Raw genomic sequence first — 20,210 nt, 5'->3', positions numbered from 1 at the left:
CCTGGACCCGCGCGCCTCGTCGGCATGAAAGGCGCGCTTTATTTGTGACCGACGTGGCCGCGTTTTCATTTAACAAGCTGGTAATTTTCGGTGTCGGCCTGATCGGCGGATCGCTCGCGCGTGCGTTGCGCGAACGTGGCGAGGCCGACGGCGCGCGCAAGGTGATCGGTGTGGGGCGTTCGTCCGCGTCGACTGAGCGTGCTCTGGAACTCGGTGTAATCGACGGCACGGCCGCGCTAAACGACGACGCCGCGCTCAGTGAAGCGCTCAACGGCGCCGATTTCGTGCTGCTGGCCGCGCCCGTCGCGCAGACGCAGCCGCTGCTCGAACGCATCGCGCCGTTCCTCGATGCCGCGACGATCGTCACCGACGCGGGCAGCACCAAAGCCGACGTGGTCGCCGCCGCCCGCGCGGCGCTCGGCGCGCGCATCGGCCAGTTCGTGCCGGGGCATCCGATTGCCGGCCGCGAAGCCAGCGGCGTGGAAGCAGCCTTGCCCGACCTGTATGTCGGCCGCAACGTGGTGTTGTGCCCGCTGCCTGAGAATGCGCCGGCAGACGTGGACCGCGTCGCGGCGATGTGGCGCGCCACCGGCGCGCTCGTGCGCAACATGGCGCCCGAGCAGCACGACCGCGTGTTCGCGTCGGTCAGCCATTTGCCGCACGTGCTCTCGTTCGCGCTGGTCGAGCAGATTCTCAATTCGCCCGACGCCGCGCTGAAATTCTCGTTTGCCGCGGGCGGTTTCCGCGACTTCACGCGGATCGCAGCGTCGAGCCCGGAAATGTGGCGCGACGTGTGCGTCGCCAACCGCGTCGCGTTGCTCGACGAACTCGACGCTTACACGGCCGTACTCGCCCGTCTGCGCGCGGCCATCGAAGCCGCCGACGGCGCTGCCCTCGAAGCCGTGTTCGCGCGCTCGCGCGTGGCGCGCACCGAATGGCAGGAACAGCGCGCGGCCGGCGTCGCGAACAGCGACGCGTCGAAATAACCGGAACTGGACTCAATCATGGAATTCCTCGATCTCGGACCGTTTTCCCGCGCGTCCGGCACGATTCGTCTGCCTGGCTCGAAGAGCATTTCGAACCGGGTGCTGCTGCTCGCCGCGCTCGCCGAAGGCGAGACGACGATCACGAATCTGCTCGACTCCGACGACACCCGCGTGATGCTCGACGCGCTCGAAAAGCTCGGCGTGCGTCTGAAGCGCGACGGCGACACCTGCGTCGTGACCGGCACGCGCGGCGCGTTCACGGCGCGCACGGCTGATCTGTTTCTCGGCAACGCCGGTACGGCGGTGCGTCCGCTGACGGCGGCGCTGGCGGTCAACGGGGGCGACTATCGCATTCACGGCGTGCCGCGCATGCACGAGCGGCCGATCGGCGATCTGGTCGACGGACTGCGCCAACTTGGCGCGAAGATCGACTACGAAGAGAACGAAGGCTATCCGCCGCTGCGGATTCGCCCGGGGCGGATCAACGCCGACGCGCCCATCACCGTGCGCGGCGACGTGTCGAGCCAGTTCCTGACCTCGCTGCTCATGACGCTGCCGCTTGTGCGCACCGAAAGCGGCGTGAGCACCGTGCAGGTGGATGGCGAACTGATTTCGAAGCCGTATATCGAGATCACGATCAAGCTGATGGAGCGCTTCGGCATCAAGGTCGAGCGCCATGGCTGGCATCAGTTCGTGGTGCCGGCGGGGCAGCGGTATCAGTCGCCGGGCACGATCATGGTGGAGGGCGATGCGTCGTCCGCTTCGTATTTCCTCGCGGCCGGTGCACTCGGCGGCGGCCCGCTGAAAGTGGAGGGCGTCGGCCGGGCCAGCATCCAGGGCGACGTCGGCTTTGCCGATGCGCTCATCAAGATGGGCGCGAACCTGCAGATGGGCGACGACTGGATCGAAGTGCGCGGCGTCGGCCACGACAGCGGCAAGCTCGAACCGATCGACATGGACTGCAACCTGATTCCCGATGCCGCGATGACGATCGCCGTTGCGGCGCTGTTCGCGGACGGCGCGACCACGCTGCGCAATATCGCCAGCTGGCGCGTGAAGGAAACCGACCGCCTCGCCGCGATGGCGACGGAGCTGCGCAAGGTCGGCGCCAAGGTGCAGGAAGGCGAGGACTACCTCGTTATCGAACCACCTGAAAAGCTGACTCCGAACGCCGCGATCGACACTTACGACGATCATCGCATGGCCATGTGCTTCTCTCTGGTGAGCCTCGGCGGCGTGCCGGTGCGGATCAACGACCCGAAGTGCGTCGGCAAGACGTTTCCCGATTATTTCGAGCGCTTTACCGCGCTCGCCCAACCCTGATTCGATTTCGAATCGACTGACGTGCGACTTTTTCGATGAAACCGACCCGTCCCTTTCACCAGACGCCCGTCATTACGATCGACGGCCCGAGTGCCTCCGGCAAAGGCACCGTGGCCGCGCTGGTAGCCGCGAGCCTCGGCTTCCACTTGCTGGACAGCGGCGCGCTATACCGTCTCGCCGCGCTCGCCAGCCTGCGCTACGACATCGCGGCCGACGATTCCGACGCCCTTGTAAAACTGATCGACGACCTGCACATCACCTTCCGCGAGGGACTGGCGCAGCTCGACGGCGTCGACGTTTCGGCTGAGATTCGCGCCGAGGAAGTCGGCGCCCGCGCTTCGGCGATCGCCGTGCACGCGCCGGTGCGCACCGCACTGGTGGCGCGGCAGCGGGCTTTCCGTAAGGAACCGGGGCTGGTCGCCGACGGCCGCGACATGGGCACGGTGATCTTCCAGGACGCCGTGCTGAAGGTGTTCATGACAGCCAGCGTGGAGGCCCGTGCGGCGCGCCGGCATAAGCAATTGATCCAAAAAGGATTTTCTGCTAATATAGATGACTTGCTCCGGGATTTGCGCGAGCGCGATGAGCGTGACAGTCAGCGCGCAGCCGCGCCACTCAAGCCCGCGGCGGATGCAAAGCTGCTTGATACCTCGGCATTGTCGGTCGACCAGGCGGTCGAGCAAGTGGTGCAGTGGTATGAAGCTTTAGTCCCACATGCCTGATGAAAGTACGCGTTGTGCTTCAGGCGTGGGCGCAGTAGAAGTCCGTTGTCAGTAGGTGCTTCGCGATCGTCGTGAAGCGTTGTGTTTAACCCTATAACCCCGCGTGGCATTCGCACTCTAGCCGAAATTGCTGACCGTCCGGCCAGCCGGGCACCGCGAGAACCATGCAAATTTTGATTTTTATGTCCGACCTGCAAACCTCTACCCCGAATACCGAATCTTTTGCGGCTCTGTTCGAAGAGTCGCTGACCAAGCAAGACATGCGCGCCGGCGAAGTGATCTCCGCCGAAGTCGTGCGTGTTGACCACAACTTCGTGGTCGTCAACGCTGGTCTCAAGTCCGAAGCCTACATCCCGCTCGAAGAGTTCCTGAACGACGCGGGCGAGGTAGAAGTGCAGGCGGGCGACTTCGTTTCCGTCGCGATCGACGCGCTGGAAAACGGCTATGGCGACACGATCCTGTCGCGCGACAAGGCTAAGCGCCTCGCTTCGTGGCTGTCGCTGGAAAAGGCTCTCGACAACAACGAACTCGTGACCGGCACGATCACGGGCAAGGTCAAGGGCGGCATGACCGTCATGGTCAACGGCATCCGCGCGTTCCTGCCGGGTTCGCTGGTCGACACGCGTCCGGTCAAGGACACGACCCCGTACGAAGGCAAGACGCTGGAATTCCGCGTCATCAAGCTCGACCGCAAGCGTAACAACGTCGTGCTGTCGCGCCGCGCCGTGATCGAAGCGACCCAAGGCGAAGAGCGCGCAAAGCTGCTCGAAACGCTGAAGGAAGGCGCGATCGTGGAAGGCGTGGTGAAGAACATCACGGATTACGGCGCGTTCGTGGACCTCGGCGGTATCGACGGCCTGCTGCACATCACCGACATCGCATGGCGTCGCGTGCGTCACCCGAGCGAAGTGCTGTCGGTTGGCCAGGAAGTCACCGCGAAGATCCTCAAGTTCGATCAAGAGAAGAACCGCGTTTCGCTGGGTATCAAGCAACTGGGCGACGATCCGTGGGAAGGCATCTCGCGCCGTTACCCGTCGGGCACGCGCCTGTTCGGTAAGGTCACCAACATCACCGACTACGGCGCATTCGTCGAAGTCGAATCGGGCATCGAAGGCCTGGTTCACGTGTCGGAAATGGACTGGACGAACAAGAACGTTGCACCGTCGAAGGTTGTGCAACTGGGCGACGAAGTCGAAGTCATGGTTCTGGAAATCGACGAAGACCGCCGCCGTATCAGCCTCGGCATGAAGCAATGCAAGCCGAACCCGTGGGACGACTTCAGCCGCAACTTCAAGAAGGGCGACAAGCTGCAAGGCGCAATCAAGTCGATCACCGACTTCGGCGTCTTCATCGGTCTGCCGGGCGGCATCGACGGTCTGGTTCACCTGTCGGACCTGTCGTGGTCGGAAACGGGCGAAGAAGCAGTTCGCAAGTACAAGAAGGGCGACGAAGTGGAAGCGATCGTTCTCGGCATCGACGTCGAGAAGGAACGCATTTCGCTGGGCATCAAGCAGCTCGAAGGCGACCCGTTCAGCAACTTCGTTGCCATGAACGACAAGGGTTCGATCGTCGACGGCGTGGTCAAGACGGTGGACGCGAAGGGTGCAGTGGTTCAGCTGTCGACGGAAGTCGAAGGCTACCTGCGTGCTTCGGAAATCGCACAAGACCGCGTGGAAGATGCTCGCAACGTGCTGAAGGAAGGCGACAAGGTCAACGCGATGATCATCAACATCGATCGCAAGTCGCGTGGCATCAACCTGTCGATCAAGGCCAAGGATTCGGCTGAGCAGCAGGAAGCGATTCGTGGCCTGGCTTCGTCGGACTCGAGCTCGGCTGCCACCGGCACGACGAACCTCGGCGCGCTGCTGAAGGCCAAGCTCGACGGCCAGAACCAGTAAGTCTGAGAGGTCTGCTGCAGTATGACCAAATCGGAATTGGTCGCCCAACTGGCTGCGCGATTTCCGCAACTTGTCCTTAAAGATGCGGATTTCGCGGTGAAGACGATGCTCGATGCGATGTCGGAGGCACTTGCCAACGGTCACCGCATCGAAATTCGCGGCTTCGGCAGCTTCGGCCTTAACCGCCGTCCCTCCCGCGTCGGGCGTAATCCGAAGTCGGGCGAGAAGGTGCTGGTACCTGAGAAGTACGTACCGCACTTCAAGCCGGGCAAGGAATTGCGTGAACGGGTAGATCGTCGCGCGGGTGAGCCGTTGAAGGCCGAAGAGCCGGATGACGATCTGTAAATGCTTCGCTGTGCCGTTTGCAGCGTGGCATTGGTAGCGTCAGCGGCCAAAGCCAGTCGGCAAAAGACCAGAAAAAGCGCCTTCGGGCGCTTTTTTTTCGCCTGTATGTTGGCGGTTTGCTCGCGGCGTTTCGCCCCGGGCCGGCGCATGGCCGACAAGCGTGGCGCGCGAGCACGCCCGCAGCTCGTGTTTATGCGTAACGCGCAACTGTGCAGCAAGGCTTGCGCGGCGGCACACGTACCGCGAGCGCGCAAGCCGGCGTGGCAAACATGTACGGCGCGCGAACAGGCGGACAGACGCCCTCGCAGGCAAGCAAGGCCCACCGCACGCCGCCACGATGATCCGCATGCAGGCACCGCGCTGCCTGCAAGCACGCAAGCCGGCACGGCCCGCGAACACAGCCGCCGAGCGCTAACCCACCGCCGCACCCGCTCACCTACCGCCCAAACAAGACAACCTCGCGTAACCCTCAATCCGCCACTTCCTGCCCAGCCGCGAGGGCTTCAATTACAATACGGGTCACTTCGGCGCGGGCAACACCGTGGCGCGACGCGTCATCAAGCCGGCGTCACCCCGCAACTGCCGTCAAGAGACCTATTCATGAAATTTATCGTCTGGCTGATCCGTGTGCTGGTGTTCGTGCTGCTGCTGGTGCTGGCGCTCGCCAATACACAACCTGCTACGCTGAATTTCCTCGCCGGCTACGCGTGGTCGGCACCGTTGATCCTGATCGGCCTCGCGTTCTTCGTGGTGGGGCTGCTGGCCGGGCTGGTGTCGTCAATGCCAGCCATGCTGCGCTTGCGCATGGAAAACGGCCGGCTCAAGCGCGAGTTGCGGGTGGCGCGCGAAACCCCGGTCGTGGTCGAACAACCGCCCATGCCGCCGCTGATCTGAATGCCTTGCGCCGCGCGTTTTAAGCGCGGCTTTCCGTCTTCGCTTTCCCGCACATTTGCATTAATCGCATGGATCTAGACTTCTGGTGGCTGCTCGTCATACCCGTCGCGTTCGCGTTCGGCTGGATGGCCGCGCGCTACGACCTCAAGACGCTGCTGTCCGAAAGCGCCAACCTGCCACGCTCGTATTTTCGCGGCCTGAATTTCCTGCTCAACGAGCAGCCGGACCAGGCGATCGACGCGTTCATCGAAGTGGTCAAGCTCGATCCGGAAACTGTCGAGCTGCACTTCGCGCTGGGTAATCTATTCCGTCGCCGCGGCGAAACGGACCGCGCAATTCGCGTGCATCAGAACCTGTTGAGCCGCGCCGATCTGCCGGTCAGCGAGCGCGATCACGCACTCTACGAGCTGGGGCAAGACTTCCTGAAGGCGGGTCTGCTTGATCGCGCGGAAGAAACGTTCCGCTCGCTCGAAACCGGCGACTACGCGTTGGGCGCACAGCGCGCGCTCCTCACCATCTACGAAATCGAGAAGGACTGGGTCAAGTCGATCGACACCGCCCGTCATCTGGAAACGATGGGCGCCGAGTCGCTCGACAAGGAAATCGCGCAATTCCACTGCGAACTCGCCCAGGAAGCGCTACAACAGAAGAAGCCGGACGAAGCCCGCCGGCAGCTCGGCTTCGCGCTGAAGGCGAACCCCACCAACGTGCGTGCCACGATCCTGTTCGGCGACGTCGACGCGGCCGGCGGCGCGCAGGAAGCGGCCATCGCCCAATGGCGTCGGGTAGAGGAGCAGAATCCAGCCTATCTGCCGCTGGTCGCGGAAAAGCTGATGAAGGCCTACGAGGCGCTCGGCCGTCCGCAAGATGGCGCCGATCTGCTGACCACGTGGGTGGACCGCTATCCGACCAACGATCTGCTCGATGTTGCCTATCAGCACGTCGCATCGCTGCGAGGACCTGACGCCGCCCATGCGCTGGCGCGCTCGCAAATGCAGAAGTCGCCGAATCTGGCGGGCATGACGCGGCTGCTCGAAGCGCAGCAAGCCGTCGCGGAAGAACCGCGGCGCAGCGAACTCGAACTGATGCGCACGCTGATCCGTCAGCGCACCAAAAATCTGCCACGGTATACGTGCCAGAATTGCGGTTTCAGGGCGCGGCTTTTCTACTGGCAGTGCCCGGGTTGCAGCGGTTGGGAAACCTATGCGCCGCGCCGCGTCGAGCCGATCACCGCATCGAACTGATGCTCGCGCGGCAACGACGGTGACGCCGGTTTCCGGCGCGCGGTCGCGCCGCCGCCCGGCGTATGGCAACCGCCTCTGCGCGGGCGGATTTCGCAATGTGTTTCTGACCGGCTTCATCGCCGGGAATCCTCACCGGAACCCTCTACCGGAAAGCGTATGAAAATCACCATTATCGGCACGGGCTATGTGGGTCTTGTCACTGGCGCGTGTCTCGCCGAGATCGGTCACGACGTTTTCTGTCTCGACGTCGATCCGCGCAAGATCGAAATCCTCAACAGCGGCGGCGTGCCGATCCACGAGCCCGGTTTGCAGGAGATGATCGCCCGCACGCGCGCGGCACGCCGCATCACGTTTTCCACGGATGTCGAAGCCAGCGTCGCGCACGGCGACGTGCAGTTCATCGCGGTCGGCACGCCGCCGGACGAAGACGGCTCGGCCGACCTGCAATACGTGCTCGAAGCGGCCCGCAATATCGGCCGCACGATGAACGGCTTCAAGGTGATCGTCGACAAGTCGACGGTGCCGGTCGGCACCGCGCAGCGCGTGCGTACGGTGGTCGAGGAAGAACTGGCTAAACGCGGGCTCGCCGCCAGCGCGCAGCATCGTTTCTCGGTGGTGTCCAACCCCGAGTTCCTGAAGGAAGGCGCGGCGGTCGACGACTTCATGCGCCCGGACCGCATCGTGATCGGCATCGACGAAGACGAACCCGGCATGCGCGCGCGTGAACTGATGAAGCGTCTGTACGCGCCGTTCAACCGCAATCACGAACGCACTTTGTACATGGATGTGCGCTCGGCCGAGTTCACGAAATACGCCGCCAACGCCATGCTCGCCACGCGCATCTCGTTCATGAACGAGATGTCGAATCTGGCCGACCGCGTCGGCGCGGATATCGAAGCGGTGCGCCGCGGCATCGGCTCGGATCCGCGGATTGGCTATCACTTCCTGTACGCCGGCTGCGGCTACGGCGGCTCGTGCTTCCCAAAGGACGTGCAGGCGCTGATCCGCACGGCCAGCGAGAGCGGCCACAATCTGCGCATCCTCGAAGCGGTCGAGGAAGTGAATCACAAGCAGAAAGACGTGCTGGTGCACAAGATCACAAGCAAGCTCGGCGACGATCTGAGCGGCCGCACGTTCGCCGTGTGGGGCCTCGCATTCAAGCCGAATACCGACGACATGCGCGAGGCGCCGAGCCGTCGCCTGATCTCGGAACTGCTGGCGCGCGGTGCCCAGGTGCGCGCGTACGATCCGGTCGCGGTAACCGAAGCGCGCCGCGTGTTCGCCATGGACCTGCACGACGCACCGGACCAGTTCGCGCGTCTCACTTTCACGGCTACGCAGGACGAAACGCTCACCGGCGCCGACGCCCTCGTGATCGTGACCGAATGGAAAGAATTCAAGAGCCCGGATTTCGTTCATCTGAAATCGGTGCTGAAGTCGCCGCTGATTTTCGACGGCCGCAACCTGTATGAACCGGACGCGATGACCGAACTCGGCATCGACTACCACTCGATTGGACGCCCTTATGCCCAACCCTCTGAACTTCCGGCCGTTGCCTGAGACCGCGCCGGGCGCCGTGCCGAGCACGCCCGCACCGCAGCTCACGGTAGTGCCGCGCGAACAGCTCGCCGCCGCGCGCGTGCTGGTGGTGGGCGACGTCATGCTCGATCGCTACTGGTTTGGAGACGTGAACCGCATTTCGCCGGAAGCGCCCGTGCCGGTCGTGCACGTGCAGCGTCAGGAAGACCGCCTCGGCGGCGCGGCGAACGTCGCGCGCAATGCGGTCGCGCTCGGCGCGCAAACCGGCTTGCTGTGCGTGGTCGGCCATGACGAACCCGGCGAGCGCATCGTGCAACTGCTCGACGAAAGCGGCGTGAAGCCGCATCTCGAACGCGATCCGGCGCTGCTCACCACGATCAAGCTGCGTGTGCTGTCGCGCCAGCAACAGTTATTGCGCGTCGATTTCGAGAACTCGCCGGCGCACGAAGTGCTGCTCGCGGGTCTCGCGCGATTCGATGAACTGCTGCCCTCGCACGACGTGATTCTGATGTCCGACTACGCGAAGGGCGGTCTGACCCACGTCACGCAGATGATCGCGAAGGCGCACGCGGTGGGCAAGCCGGTGCTGGTCGATCCGAAGGGCGACGACTGGGAACGCTATCGCGGCGCCACGCTGATCACGCCGAACCGCGCCGAGTTGCGGGAAGTGGTCGGCCAGTGGAAATCGGAAGAAGATCTGATCGCGCGCGTGACGAAGCTGCGCGCCGATCTGCAGTTCAAGGCGCTGCTGCTGACGCGTTCGGAAGAGGGCATGACGCTGTTCTCGGACGACGGCATCCTGCACGCCTCGGCGGTTGCGCGCGAAGTGTATGATGTCTCGGGCGCGGGCGACACCGTGATCGCCACGCTCGCTGCCATGCTCGGCGCGGGTCTTACGCTGGTCGAGGCGGTCGGGCTCGCGAATCGCGCGGCCGGCATCGTGGTCGGCAAACTCGGCACCGCCACCGTCGACTACGACGAACTTTTTCACTGATGCGGCCCGCCGGGTCCCTCGCTGTGCTTCTGTGAACGGCGTGCAAATGGGATCCGCGTGGCGTCGACTGAACCTGTCGATCGGAGCGAGCGCCACGCGCTGACTCCGATCCAATGCCAAGCTCACTACCGCAGGATCATCAATCATGACCCTCATCGTCACCGGCGCGGCCGGTTTTATCGGCAGCAATCTCGTGAAGGCGCTCAACGAGCGCGGTGAACAACGCATCATCGCCGTGGACAATCTCACGCGCGCGGACAAGTTCAAGAACCTGGTCGACTGCGAGATCGACGACTACCTCGACAAGACCGAATTCGTCGAACGCTTCAAGCGTGGCGACTTCGGCAAGGTGCGCGCGATTTTCCACGAAGGCGCCTGTTCGGACACGATGGAAACCGACGGCCGCTACATGATGGACAACAACTTCCGCTACAGCCGCGACGTGCTCGATGTCTGCCTCGCGCAGAACATCCAGTTCCTGTATGCGTCTTCGGCGGCGACGTACGGCGGCTCGAGCCGTTTCGTCGAAGAGCGCGAAGTCGAACAGCCGCTGAACGTGTACGGCTATTCGAAGTTCCTGTTCGACCAGGTGATCCGCCGCGTGCTGCCCACGGCGAAGAGCCAGATTGCCGGCTTCCGTTACTTCAATGTCTACGGGCCGCGCGAAACGCATAAGGCGCGCATGGCGTCGGTGGCGTTTCACAACTTCAACCAGTTCCGCGCCGAGGGCAAAGTCAAGCTGTTCGGCGAATATAACGGCTATGCGGCGGGCGAACAGACGCGCGACTTTGTCTCAGTGGAAGACGTGGTGAAGGTCAATCTGTTCTTCTTCGACAATCCGGACAAGTCGGGCATCTTCAACCTGGGCAGCGGCCGCGCGCAACCGTTCAACGACATCGCCAGCACGGTGGTCAACACGCTGCGCTCGCTGAACAACGAACCGGCGCTCTCGCTCGCCGATCAGGTGCAGCGCGGGCTGATCGAATACATTCCGTTCCCCGACGCGTTGCGCGGCAAGTACCAGTGCTTCACGCAGGCGGATCAGTCGAAACTGCGCGCGGCGGGCTACGACGCGCCGTTCCTGAGCGTGCAGGAAGGTGTCGACCGTTACGTGCGTTGGCTATTCGGCCAGGTGTAAATAATTCGGATCCCTCTTTAAACTGGAATCTCCCGGTTGGTGATGGTCGCCAACCGGTTGTACGAGGGAGATTCCATATGTTTCGAAAAATTCTGGTTACCGCGGCCATGCTCGCCGCTTTTGGCCACGCTTATGCGGCGGTCGACGTCAACACGGCTAATGAGGATGCGTTGCGCGGCATCAAGGGCATCGGTCCTGCCAAAGCGAAAGCCATTCTCGACGAGCGTGCAGCGCATGGTCCGTTCAAGGATCCGGCCGACCTCGGCAAGCGCGTCAAAGGCATGGGCGGGCATACCGTCGAGCGCCTGCAGGCGGAGGGTCTCGCTGTCGGTCCGGCTGGCGCGGCTGCTAACCCGCAGGCTGCGGCGGCTGCACAGACCAAAGGCACGGCCGTTCCGGCCGCCACGCCGAAGAGCAACGCCACGGTGGCAGTGAAGAAATAGCCTGACGCGGACTCCGCGCGTGGGTTTCGTGACCCGCGCGCGGAGCCTGCTCCTTCGTTTCCCCTTCATGGTCGGAGTTGGCAATAACGCTCCTTCAGCTGTCATGCAGATGACTGGCTCCCGCGGTACTCAGCCGCGGGCTTTTTGCGTTGCGGACGCGCCCGCACGGGCGCCTGCATCCATGCGGGCAGAAGGGCCGCACGGCAGCCGCGGGCACGGTGGTTTAGAATCGAACGATTGAAGACTCCGCGCATCGACAGCTCCAGACCGATATGGCTTACAAAACGATTGAAGACACGATCGGCAATACGCCGCTCGTACAACTCGTCCGGCTTCCCGACGACGAGATCCGCAGCCGCAATAATGTGATTCTTGCGAAGCTCGAGGGTAACAACCCGGCGGGTTCGGTGAAGGATCGCCCCGCGTTGTCGATGATCAAGAAAGCGGAAGCGCGCGGGCGCATCAAACCGGGCGACACGCTGATCGAATCGACCAGCGGCAATACGGGCATCGCGCTCGCCATGGCGGCCGCGGTCCGTGGCTACAAGATGGTCTTGATCATGCCGGAAGATCTGTCGGTGGAACGACGTCAGAGCATGGCCGCATATGGTGCGCAGATCGTGCTCACGCCGGTCACGGGCGGCATGGAGTACGCGCGCGATCTGGCCGAGCAGATGCAGCGCGAAGGCAAGGGCATCATCCTCGACCAATTCGCCAACCCGGACAATCCGGCTTCGCACGTCGAGGGCACGGGTCCGGAAATCTGGCGCGATACGGAAGGGCGTATTACCCACTTCGTGTCGTCGATGGGCACGACCGGCACGATCATGGGCGTGTCCACTTATCTGAAAGAACAGAATCAGGCCATCGAGATCATCGGCGCGCAACCCGAAGAAGGTTCGCGTATTCCAGGCATCCGCAAATGGCCCGAAGCCTATCTGCCGAAAATCTTCGATCGCAGCCGCGTGGACCGCGTCGAGAACGTGAGCCAGGCCGCGGCGGAAGCGATGGCGCGCCGCATGGCGTCGGTGGAAGGGATCTTTGCCGGCATCTCGTCGGGCGGTGCGTGTGAAGTCGCGCTGCGCGTCGCGCGGCAGGTCGAGAACGCGACGATCGTGTTCATCGTTTGCGATCGCGGTGATCGCTACCTGTCGACGGGTGTGTTTCCCGCGTAAGCGCGTCGCTCAAAGACTCGCTCGCCAACGAAAAAGCGCCGGTTCGAGACCGGCGCTTTTTTTCATCTCGTCGACTCGCCAGGCGCACCCGGCGACCGAATGGAAATTATTGCGATGCCGCAGCCGGCGGCGCCGCGTTATTGCCCGCGTTCGTTGCGTCGCCGGCTTCCATCTGCGCCTTCACCCGCTGACCCAACTGATACACCGCGAGCGCATAAAAGAAGCTGCGGTTATAGCGCGTCAATACATAGAAGTTCTTCAGGCCCAGCATGAACTCGGTTCCGCGTCCCGGTGAGGGCAGGTCCACCACGGTCACCGGCGTGCCGGCTTCCGACGCCACATCCACACCCGGTTCGTTCAGCAGCAAGCCGGCGCGCAGCAATTGATCGAGCGGCCAGTGCGGTTCCGGTTGACCGTCCGCGGCCGCTTGCGCGACGCCCAGGCTGCCGGCGTCCGAGCCGATCTTCCACACCACCGGCCGGCCGTTTTCCCAGCCGTTCTGACGCAGATAATTCGCCACGCTGCCGATCGCATCCGCCTGGCTCGTGCGCAGATCGATCTGCTTGTTGCCGTCGTAGCTCACCGCGTATTGCACGATGCTGCTCGGCAGGAACTGCGGAATGCCGATCGCGCCTGTATAGGAGCCGAGCACCGCGGTCGGATCGATCTGCGAGTCGCGCGTCCACACCAGGTAGTCTTCGAGGTTCTTGCGGAAGGTCGCCTGGCGATCCGCGCGGTTGGCCGTGCTCGGATAGTCGAAGCTGAGCGTGGTCAGCGCATCGAGCACGCGGAAGTTGCCCATGAAGCGCCCATAGATCGTCTCGACACCAATGATGCCGACGATCACTTCCGGCGGCACGCCGAACTCTTCATAGGCGCGTTGCAGCGTGGCCTGGTTCGCGCGCCAGAAGCGCACGCCGGCATTGATGCGGACCTGGTCGAGGAAGCGCGACTGATACACGCGCCAGTTCTTGACCGACGGCGAGGGCGACGGCGTCACGAGCTTGACCGCGGTGGCCGAATAACTGACGCGGGCAAAGAGCGAGTGCAGCGTGGCTTCGTCGAAATCGTAGCGCGCGACCATGTCGTTGATGAACGCATTGACGTCGGCATTGTTCGCGTAGCGCTGCGGGATGATCTCTTCCTCAAACGTTTGCCCTTGCGGCACGGCGGGTTGCGGCTGGCCTTGCGCGAGCAGCACCGGCGGTTTCTTGCCGGCGCTTTGCGCGCTCGCCGGACTGGTTGCCATGAACATGCACGATGCGACGGACAGTGCGGCGGCCATGGTTCTGATACGTAGCCGGTTTCGTGCAGACAGAGCAAGCTTGACGGTCATAGTGAGCTAAAGGCGCGTGGCGCAGGAGACAAGGGAAAGACGGGGAAAAACCGATCGGGGCAGTATACCCGACGCCTCCGGCAAAACTGTGCCTGACGCGTCACAGCCGCATCGTGTGGTAACTTGATGAATGTTGGCGCGCCGAGGGCGCGCGCCCCTGGATGGAGACATGCCGCGCGCGCCTCGAAGGCGTGACGCCGCAGAAAGAGAATCATGGCAACAGGCTTCTATTCCCACGCCGACTGTCTGCTGCACGACATGGGGCAATGGCATCCCGAATGCCCCGCGCGTCTGCAGGCAATCGAAGATCAGTTGATCGCGAGCCGCATCGACTCGCTGATCGAACGCGAGTCGCCGCCGCTCGCCGACGATGCCGCGCTGCTGCGCGTGCATACGCAAGCTCACGTCGACTATATCCGCAGCCGTTCGCCCGTTGAAGGAACCGCCGAAATCGATCCCGATACGACGATGAATCCGCATAGTTTGCAAGCCGCGTTGCGTGCGGCGGGCGCAGCAGTCGCCGCGACCGATGCGGTGATCGAAGGCCGTTACGACAACGCTTTCTGCAGCGTGCGCCCGCCCGGCCACCATGCGGAGCCGGCGCGCGCCATGGGATTCTGTTTCTTCAACAACGTCGCGATCGCCGCGCGTCATGCGCTCGAAGTGCACGGCCTCGCGCGCGTCGCCATCATCGACTTCGACGTGCATCACGGCAACGGCACCGAAGCGGCTTTCTCGGGCGACTCGCGTGTGCTGATGTGTAGCATCTTCCAGCATCCGTTTTACCCGTTCACCGGTGCCGACAATCAGGCGCCCAACATGTGCAACGTGCCGATGCCGGCGCGCTCGAAAGGCATGGCCGTGCGCGAAGCGGTGGACCTGCTGTGGTTGCCGCGCCTGCATGAGTTCAAGCCGGAGATGCTGTTCATCTCGGCCGGCTTCGACGCGCATCGCGAGGACGACCTCGGCAACATGGGCCTCGTCGAGGACGATTACGCCTGGATCACCGATCAGATGCGCGAGATCGCGAAGCGTTATGCGCACGGACGGATCGTCAGCTGTCTCGAAGGCGGCTACAACCTGTCCGCGCTCGGGCGCAGCGTAGTCGCGCACGTGCGCTCGCTGGCGGGGATCTGAGGCGCCAGGCCGCGGCGCTATTCACTCAAAACGCATTAGGACCGAGCCATGAATGCCGATGCGGGCAACGCTTCACTGATCGAGATCGAACACGGCGCGTACGGCGTGCCGGGCGTCGTGCGTGTGACGATGAACCGGCCCGATGCCTTCAACGCGCTCTCGGAAGCTTTGCTCGACGAGCTTCAGACGGCATTGAGCGAAATCGCGCGGTCGGATGCTCGGGTGGTCGTGATCGCCGGCGCGGGCCGGGCGTTCTGCGCGGGACATGATCTGAAGGAAATGCGCGCGGCGCCGTCGCTGGCTTACTACCAGGCGCTGTTCGCCCGCTGCACGAAGCTCATGATGACGATCCAGCGCTTGCCGCAACCGGTAATCGCGCGGGTGCAGGGCATTGCCACGGCGGCCGGCTGTCAACTCGTCGCCATGTGCGATCTGGCGGTCGCGGCCGACACGGCGCGGTTTGCCGTTTCCGGTGTGAACCTCGGGCTCTTCTGCGCGACGCCTTCCGTGCCGTTGTCGCGCAACCTGTCGCGCAAGGCAGCGCTTGAAATGCTGCTCACCGGCGATTTCATCGATGCCGCCGCGGCAAAGCAACAAGGTCTCGTCAACCGCGTGGTTCCAGCGGATGCACTTGACGCGGAAATCGCACGGCTCGCCACCAGCATTTGCGCGAAACCGGTCGAAGCCGTGAGCGCCGGCAAAGGTCTCTTCTATCGTCAGTTGGAGATGGGTGTCGAGGCGGCTTACCAACTCGCCGGCCAGACCATGGCCTGCAACATGATGGACGAGTCGGCGCTCGAAGGCGTGCAGGCTTTCATCGACAAACGGCCGCCGGACTGGGAGGCGTGACGCTAACTAGCCACGCGTGACTCAGGCTCTATCGGATCACCAGCCGTTTTTCAATCCACTCGATCAAATCGCCGATCACCCGATCGCGGTCGAGGTCGTTCATCGTCTCGTGATAGCTGCCTTCGTGCAGCGTGAGCGTTTTGTCCGGCGAGCCTGCATGCTGGCCGAATTCGCGGCTGCCTTCGGGTTCGGTGAGCTTGTCGGCGGTGCCGTGATAGACCAGCAGCGGTACCCGTAAGCCCGCACGGCCGCGTTCGATGCGCGCCATCGCCAGCAGAAGTTCCGCGCCGGTGCGCGCGGGAATCGCGCCGTGATGCACGAGCGGATCGTTGCGATTGGCGTTCACCACGGGCTGAAGGCGTGAGAGCAAAGCCGCGTCGATTTTCATCGCAGGGAAACTCGGATAGAGACGGCTGATCACCTGGCTCAGCTTGAGCATCCAGCGCGGCACGTCGCGGCCGGGTGCGAGCGCCGGGCTCGACAGGATCAGGCCATTCAGGCGCCGGCCGCTCGCGTCGAGGCGTTCGATCGCATACAGCGCGGCCACGGCGCCGCCCATGCTGTGGCCCATCAGGAAGAGCGGGGCGCAGCTTGGCGCGGCGGCGTCGAGCAAAGCTTGCGCGTCGAGCAGATAGTCGTCGAAGCGCTTCACGTAGGACCGCTTGCCGGGCGCGTGGCCGTGGCCGCGCAGATCGATGGCCACCAGTTCGATGCCGGCCGCGTTCAGCCGCGCGGCCAATGCCGCGTAGCGGCCGGCGTGCTCGGCGAGGCCATGCAGCAGTGCGACGGTGGCCCGCATTGGCGTGGTCGCCGGCCAGCGGTATAGCGGCAAGTCGACGCCGTCGGCGGTCGTCACCGAGTCGCGCTGCGGTTCGCCAGCGGTGTTGCCGCCGCTGTTGCCCGCGACGGACCGTACGTTGCTGCTTTGAAATGTGTCCATGCCTGCGCGCCTCTCCCGTTTTTGTTCCGCCGATCATAGTCGCAGCGACCGTGCGCGCGCGAGTGCCCCACACGGAGCGAGCCTCTAATGCTTTCAGGTTATGAAAAGATCGTAATTGATTATTAAAGGGAATGACGACGCTGCGGTAGAATTGCGGGCTCAAATCCCAATAAAAGCAACGGCGGCCGCTTGTCGGGAGCACACAACGCTCGCCGGCAGACTCCGCCGTTTCGTTTTTCCATGATCGAAATACGCAATATCTCCCAGCGGTTCGCCGGGCCCCGGGGCTGGGTCGAGGCGCTGCACAACGTCAATCTGTCGATTCCGGCGGGCGAGGTCTTCGGCATCATCGGCCGCAGCGGCGCGGGCAAGAGTACGCTTGTGCGCACCTTGAACCTGCTGACGCGCCCGAGCGAAGGCAACATCGTCGTCAACGGCCGCGATCTGACGACGCTGCCCGCCGCGCAATTGCGCGAGGCGCGCCGCGAGATCGGCATGATCTTTCAGCACTTCAATTTGCTGTCTTCGCGCACGGTCTACGAGAACGTCGCGCTGCCGCTCGAACTCGCCTGCATGAAGCGCGACGAAATCGAAGCGAACGTGCTGCCGCTGCTCGAACTGGTCGGCCTGTCGGCACAGAAAGATCGCTATCCGGCGCAGATCAGCGGCGGGCAAAAACAGCGCGTCGGCATCGCGCGCGCTCTGGCCAGCAAGCCCAAGGTACTGCTCTCCGACGAAGCGACCTCGGCGCTCGATCCCGAAACCACGCGCGCGATTCTCGACCTGCTCAAGCGCATCAACCGCGAACTGAACCTGACCATCGTGCTGATCACGCACCAGATGGACGTGATCAAGCAGGTGTGCGACCGCGTCGCCGTGCTGGATGCCGGCCGTGTGGTCGAAGAGGGCAAGGTCATCGACGTGTTCCTGCAACCGCATCACGAAGTCACGCGCGCGTTGATCGGCGACGTGATCGCGCAGGAATTGCCGCCCGCCATGAAGGCGCGTGTCGCGGAACGCCTGAAGACCGGCAGCGGCCACTTGCTGCGGCTCGCCTTCACCGGCTCAGGCGTCGATCAACCGATCCTGTCGGAGACGATTCGCCGCTACGAACTCGATTTCAACATCCTGCACGGCCAGATCGACGAGATCCAGGGGCAGGCGTTCGGCTCGCTCGCGGTGCTCGCGGGCGGCGAACCGGCGAAGGTGGCGCAGGCGCTGACGTATCTGCGTGAACAGGGCGTGGTGGTGGAGGAGCTCTCGTATGTTGAGTGAAATGTTCGATATGTTCGTCCAGTCGTTCTGGGAAACGCTCGTCATGGTGGGCATTTCCGGACTGGTCGGCGCTTTGGTGGGTTTGCCGCTCGGCGTGTTGCTGTATCTGACGGATCGCCAGGGCGTGTTGCAGAACATCGCCGTGAATCGCGTGATGGGCGTAGTCGTCAATGCGGTGCGCTCGACGCCGTTCATCATTTTGCTGGTGGCCGTGATTCCATTCACGCGTCTAGTGGTCGGTTCGTCGATCGGTACGGCGGCCGCCGTCGTGCCGCTGACGATCGCCGCCGCGCCGTTCATCGCGCGTCTGGTCGAGACGGCGCTGCGCGAAGTGGATCGCGGTCTGATCGAAGCGGCTCAGGCGATGGGCGCGACCACCAGCCAGATCGTCTTCAAGGTGTTGCTGCCGGAATCGCTGCCGGGCGTGGTCGCCGGTTTGACGATCACCTTCGTCTCGCTGGTCGGCTATTCGGCGATGGCGGGCGCGATCGGCGGCGGCGGTCTCGGCGATCTCGGCATTCGCTACGGGTATCAGCGTTTCCTGCCAGAAGTGATGTTGACGGTCGTGGTGATTCTGATCGTCTTCGTGCAGTTGGTGCAGTCGTTCGGGGATTGGCTCGTGCGTCGTTTGAGCCATAAGTAAAACAACAAAGTCGACAGGTTTGGAAAGGTCCATCATGCAACGTCGTTTCATTCTTAAGCTGGCTGCCGCGCTCGGTGCCGCATCGCTCATCGCCGCCAACGCGGCTTACGCCGAAGACACGATCAAGGTCGGTGTGACCGGCGGTCCGCACGCGCAGATCATGGAAGTCGTGAAGACGGTCGCGGCGAAGAACGGTCTGAACATCAAGATCGTCGAATTCTCCGACTACGTGCAGCCGAACGCGGCGCTCGCCGGCGGCGATCTGGACGCGAACAGCTACCAGCACGACCCGTATCTGCAGGCGCAGGTGAAGGACCGCGGCTACAAGCTGATCCGTATCGCGGACACGGTCACGTACCCGATGGGTATCTATTCGAAGAAAGTGAAGACGCTCGCCGAACTGCAGCCGGGCGCGAAGATCGCGGTGCCGAACGATCCGACCAACGGCGGCCGCGCGCTGCTGTTGCTGCAAAAGCAGGGTCTGCTGAAGCTGCGCGCCGACGCGGGCCTGAAGGCGACGCCGCTCGACATCGTCGACAACCCGAAGAAGCTGAAGGTCGTCGAACTCGATGCCGCGCAGATTCCGCGCTCGCTGAATGACGTGGACGCGGCTGCGATCAACACGAACTTCGCGATGGAAGCGGGTCTGAAGCCCAAGCAGGACGCCATCGCGATTGAAGACCCCAAAGGTCCTTACGTGAACGTCATCGCAATCCGCGAGGCGGATAAGAACAAGCCGTGGGTCGCCAAGCTGGTCGCGGCGTATCATTCGCCGGAAGTGAAGCAGTTCGTCGAAAGCAAATTCGGCGGAGCGGTCATCACCGCCTGGTGAGACGGCGGCCTGCAGAGCAAGCAGAACACGACGGCAATGCAAATTTAGAGTCGTAGGGCTTAACCCGGGGTTGTCGCCCGGGTTTTTTCGGGATTAAAATAGAACGATCGTTCGATATTGCCGTCGCGCCATTGAGGAGCGATATCCTCCTGCTAAAGCACCCGCGACCGGGCTGCCGTGAGGGCAGTCGTTATAATGTTCGTTGGGTTGACGTATTCGTAACTTTGGAGCGTGTGCATGAAAATCCTGGTGCCAGTCAAAAGAGTGGTCGATTACAACGTGAAAGTTCGAGTCAAGTCGGACGGCACGGGCGTCGACATCGCGAACGTGAAGATGTCGATGAATCCGTTCGACGAAATCGCGGTTGAAGAAGCCGTGCGTCTGAAGGAAGCGGGCGTGGCGACGGAAGTGATCGCCGTGTCGGCGGGCGTGACGCAATCGCAGGAAACGCTGCGCACGGCGCTGGCGATCGGCGCGGATCGCGCGATCCTGATCGA

20 protein-coding genes are annotated in these 20,210 nt (G+C 63.3%); 18 read left to right on the top strand and 2 right to left on the bottom strand.

Translation table 11 applies throughout. The features are described from left to right. The first annotated feature begins 44 nt into the window (after positions 1-44). The 12 genes from B0G73_RS41370 to cysM all read left to right on the top strand — a co-directional run bounded on the left by B0G73_RS41370 (position 45) and on the right by cysM (position 12,701). The gene (locus B0G73_RS41370) at positions 45-986 is read left to right on the top strand and encodes a prephenate dehydrogenase/arogenate dehydrogenase family protein (RefSeq protein WP_258193409.1); all 942 of its coding nucleotides are present in this window, start codon (positions 45-47) and stop codon (positions 984-986) included. A gap of 18 nt (positions 987-1,004) precedes the next feature. Continuing rightward, positions 1,005-2,309, top strand: a complete 1,305-nt coding sequence (gene aroA, locus B0G73_RS41365) for a 3-phosphoshikimate 1-carboxyvinyltransferase (RefSeq protein WP_258193408.1) — start codon at positions 1,005-1,007, stop codon at positions 2,307-2,309. 35 nt (positions 2,310-2,344) lie between these two features. Continuing rightward, a complete protein-coding gene (cmk, locus tag B0G73_RS21265; protein ID WP_106283264.1) occupies positions 2,345-3,031 on the top strand; it encodes a (d)CMP kinase in 687 nt (228 codons plus the stop codon). Positions 3,032-3,195: 164 nt separating this feature from the next. After that, entirely contained in the window at positions 3,196-4,929 is a 1,734-nt protein-coding gene (rpsA, locus tag B0G73_RS21260; protein ID WP_106283263.1) for a 30S ribosomal protein S1, read from the top strand. Positions 4,930-4,950: 21 nt separating this feature from the next. Beyond that, positions 4,951-5,274, top strand: a complete 324-nt coding sequence (locus tag B0G73_RS21255; RefSeq protein WP_012433973.1) for an integration host factor subunit beta — start codon at positions 4,951-4,953, stop codon at positions 5,272-5,274. Between the two features lie 600 nt (positions 5,275-5,874). Beyond that, positions 5,875-6,168 carry a lipopolysaccharide assembly LapA domain-containing protein gene (locus B0G73_RS21250; protein ID WP_012433972.1) on the top strand — a complete coding sequence of 98 codons (294 nt, stop codon included), beginning with the start codon at positions 5,875-5,877 and terminating at the stop codon, positions 6,166-6,168. A gap of 68 nt (positions 6,169-6,236) precedes the next feature. Next, positions 6,237-7,412: a lipopolysaccharide assembly protein LapB gene (lapB, locus tag B0G73_RS21245; RefSeq protein ID WP_106283262.1), complete on the top strand. Its 1,176-nt coding sequence runs from the start codon at positions 6,237-6,239 to the stop codon at positions 7,410-7,412. A 156-nt stretch (positions 7,413-7,568) separates the two neighbouring features. Then, the gene (locus B0G73_RS21240; protein ID WP_106283261.1) at positions 7,569-8,972 is read left to right on the top strand and encodes a UDP-glucose/GDP-mannose dehydrogenase family protein; all 1,404 of its coding nucleotides are present in this window, start codon (positions 7,569-7,571) and stop codon (positions 8,970-8,972) included. Further along, a complete protein-coding gene (gene rfaE1, locus B0G73_RS21235; RefSeq protein ID WP_106283260.1) occupies positions 8,938-9,945 on the top strand; it encodes a D-glycero-beta-D-manno-heptose-7-phosphate kinase in 1,008 nt (335 codons plus the stop codon). Before B0G73_RS21240 ends, rfaE1 begins: the two co-directional genes overlap by 35 nt. Positions 9,946-10,090: 145 nt before the next feature. Then, positions 10,091-11,083 carry an ADP-glyceromanno-heptose 6-epimerase gene (rfaD, locus tag B0G73_RS21230; protein WP_106283259.1) on the top strand — a complete coding sequence of 331 codons (993 nt, stop codon included), beginning with the start codon at positions 10,091-10,093 and terminating at the stop codon, positions 11,081-11,083. 77 nt (positions 11,084-11,160) lie between these two features. After that, positions 11,161-11,526, top strand: coding sequence for a helix-hairpin-helix domain-containing protein (locus B0G73_RS21225; protein WP_106283258.1), 366 nt, complete (start codon positions 11,161-11,163; stop codon positions 11,524-11,526). Between the two features lie 272 nt (positions 11,527-11,798). Further along, positions 11,799-12,701, top strand: a complete 903-nt coding sequence (gene cysM, locus B0G73_RS21220) for a cysteine synthase CysM (protein ID WP_106283257.1) — start codon at positions 11,799-11,801, stop codon at positions 12,699-12,701. A 106-nt stretch (positions 12,702-12,807) separates the two neighbouring features. Here cysM and mltB read toward each other — a convergent pair whose 3' ends face one another. Further along, positions 12,808-13,986, bottom strand: a complete 1,179-nt coding sequence (mltB, locus tag B0G73_RS21215) for a lytic murein transglycosylase B (protein ID WP_374957026.1) — start codon at positions 13,984-13,986, stop codon at positions 12,808-12,810. A gap of 264 nt (positions 13,987-14,250) precedes the next feature. Here mltB and B0G73_RS21210 point away from each other — a divergent pair, with 264 nt between their 5' ends. Both B0G73_RS21210 and B0G73_RS21205 read left to right on the top strand, forming a co-directional pair. Then, on the top strand, positions 14,251-15,174 hold the full coding sequence (locus tag B0G73_RS21210; RefSeq protein ID WP_106283255.1) for a histone deacetylase family protein: 924 nt from the start codon (positions 14,251-14,253) through the stop codon (positions 15,172-15,174). A 48-nt stretch (positions 15,175-15,222) separates the two neighbouring features. After that, positions 15,223-16,023 carry an enoyl-CoA hydratase gene (locus B0G73_RS21205; RefSeq protein ID WP_106283254.1) on the top strand — a complete coding sequence of 267 codons (801 nt, stop codon included), beginning with the start codon at positions 15,223-15,225 and terminating at the stop codon, positions 16,021-16,023. Between the two features lie 28 nt (positions 16,024-16,051). On the opposite strand, the gene B0G73_RS21200 is transcribed toward B0G73_RS21205, so the two are convergent. Beyond that, on the bottom strand, positions 16,052-16,963 hold the full coding sequence (locus B0G73_RS21200) for an alpha/beta hydrolase (protein ID WP_106283253.1): 912 nt from the start codon (positions 16,961-16,963) through the stop codon (positions 16,052-16,054). A 240-nt stretch (positions 16,964-17,203) separates the two neighbouring features. Between B0G73_RS21200 and B0G73_RS21195 the strand changes: the two genes are divergently transcribed. The 4 genes from B0G73_RS21195 to B0G73_RS21180 form a co-directional block, all read left to right on the top strand. After that, positions 17,204-18,238, top strand: a complete 1,035-nt coding sequence (locus B0G73_RS21195) for a methionine ABC transporter ATP-binding protein (RefSeq protein ID WP_106283252.1) — start codon at positions 17,204-17,206, stop codon at positions 18,236-18,238. Continuing rightward, entirely contained in the window at positions 18,228-18,881 is a 654-nt protein-coding gene (locus B0G73_RS21190) for a methionine ABC transporter permease (RefSeq protein WP_106283251.1), read from the top strand. The genes B0G73_RS21195 and B0G73_RS21190 overlap by 11 nt, the downstream gene beginning before the upstream one ends. A gap of 34 nt (positions 18,882-18,915) precedes the next feature. Then, positions 18,916-19,713, top strand: a complete 798-nt coding sequence (locus B0G73_RS21185; protein ID WP_106283250.1) for a MetQ/NlpA family ABC transporter substrate-binding protein — start codon at positions 18,916-18,918, stop codon at positions 19,711-19,713. A gap of 237 nt (positions 19,714-19,950) precedes the next feature. Next, positions 19,951-20,210, top strand: a 260-nt coding sequence (locus B0G73_RS21180) for an electron transfer flavoprotein subunit beta/FixA family protein (protein ID WP_374957025.1), incomplete at its 3' end; no start/stop codon positions are given.

The sequence above is a fragment of the Paraburkholderia sp. BL25I1N1 genome, from assembly GCF_003002025.1.
GTDB lineage: Bacteria > Pseudomonadota > Gammaproteobacteria > Burkholderiales > Burkholderiaceae > Paraburkholderia.
This window is presented reverse-complemented; position numbering and strand designations above follow the sequence as displayed.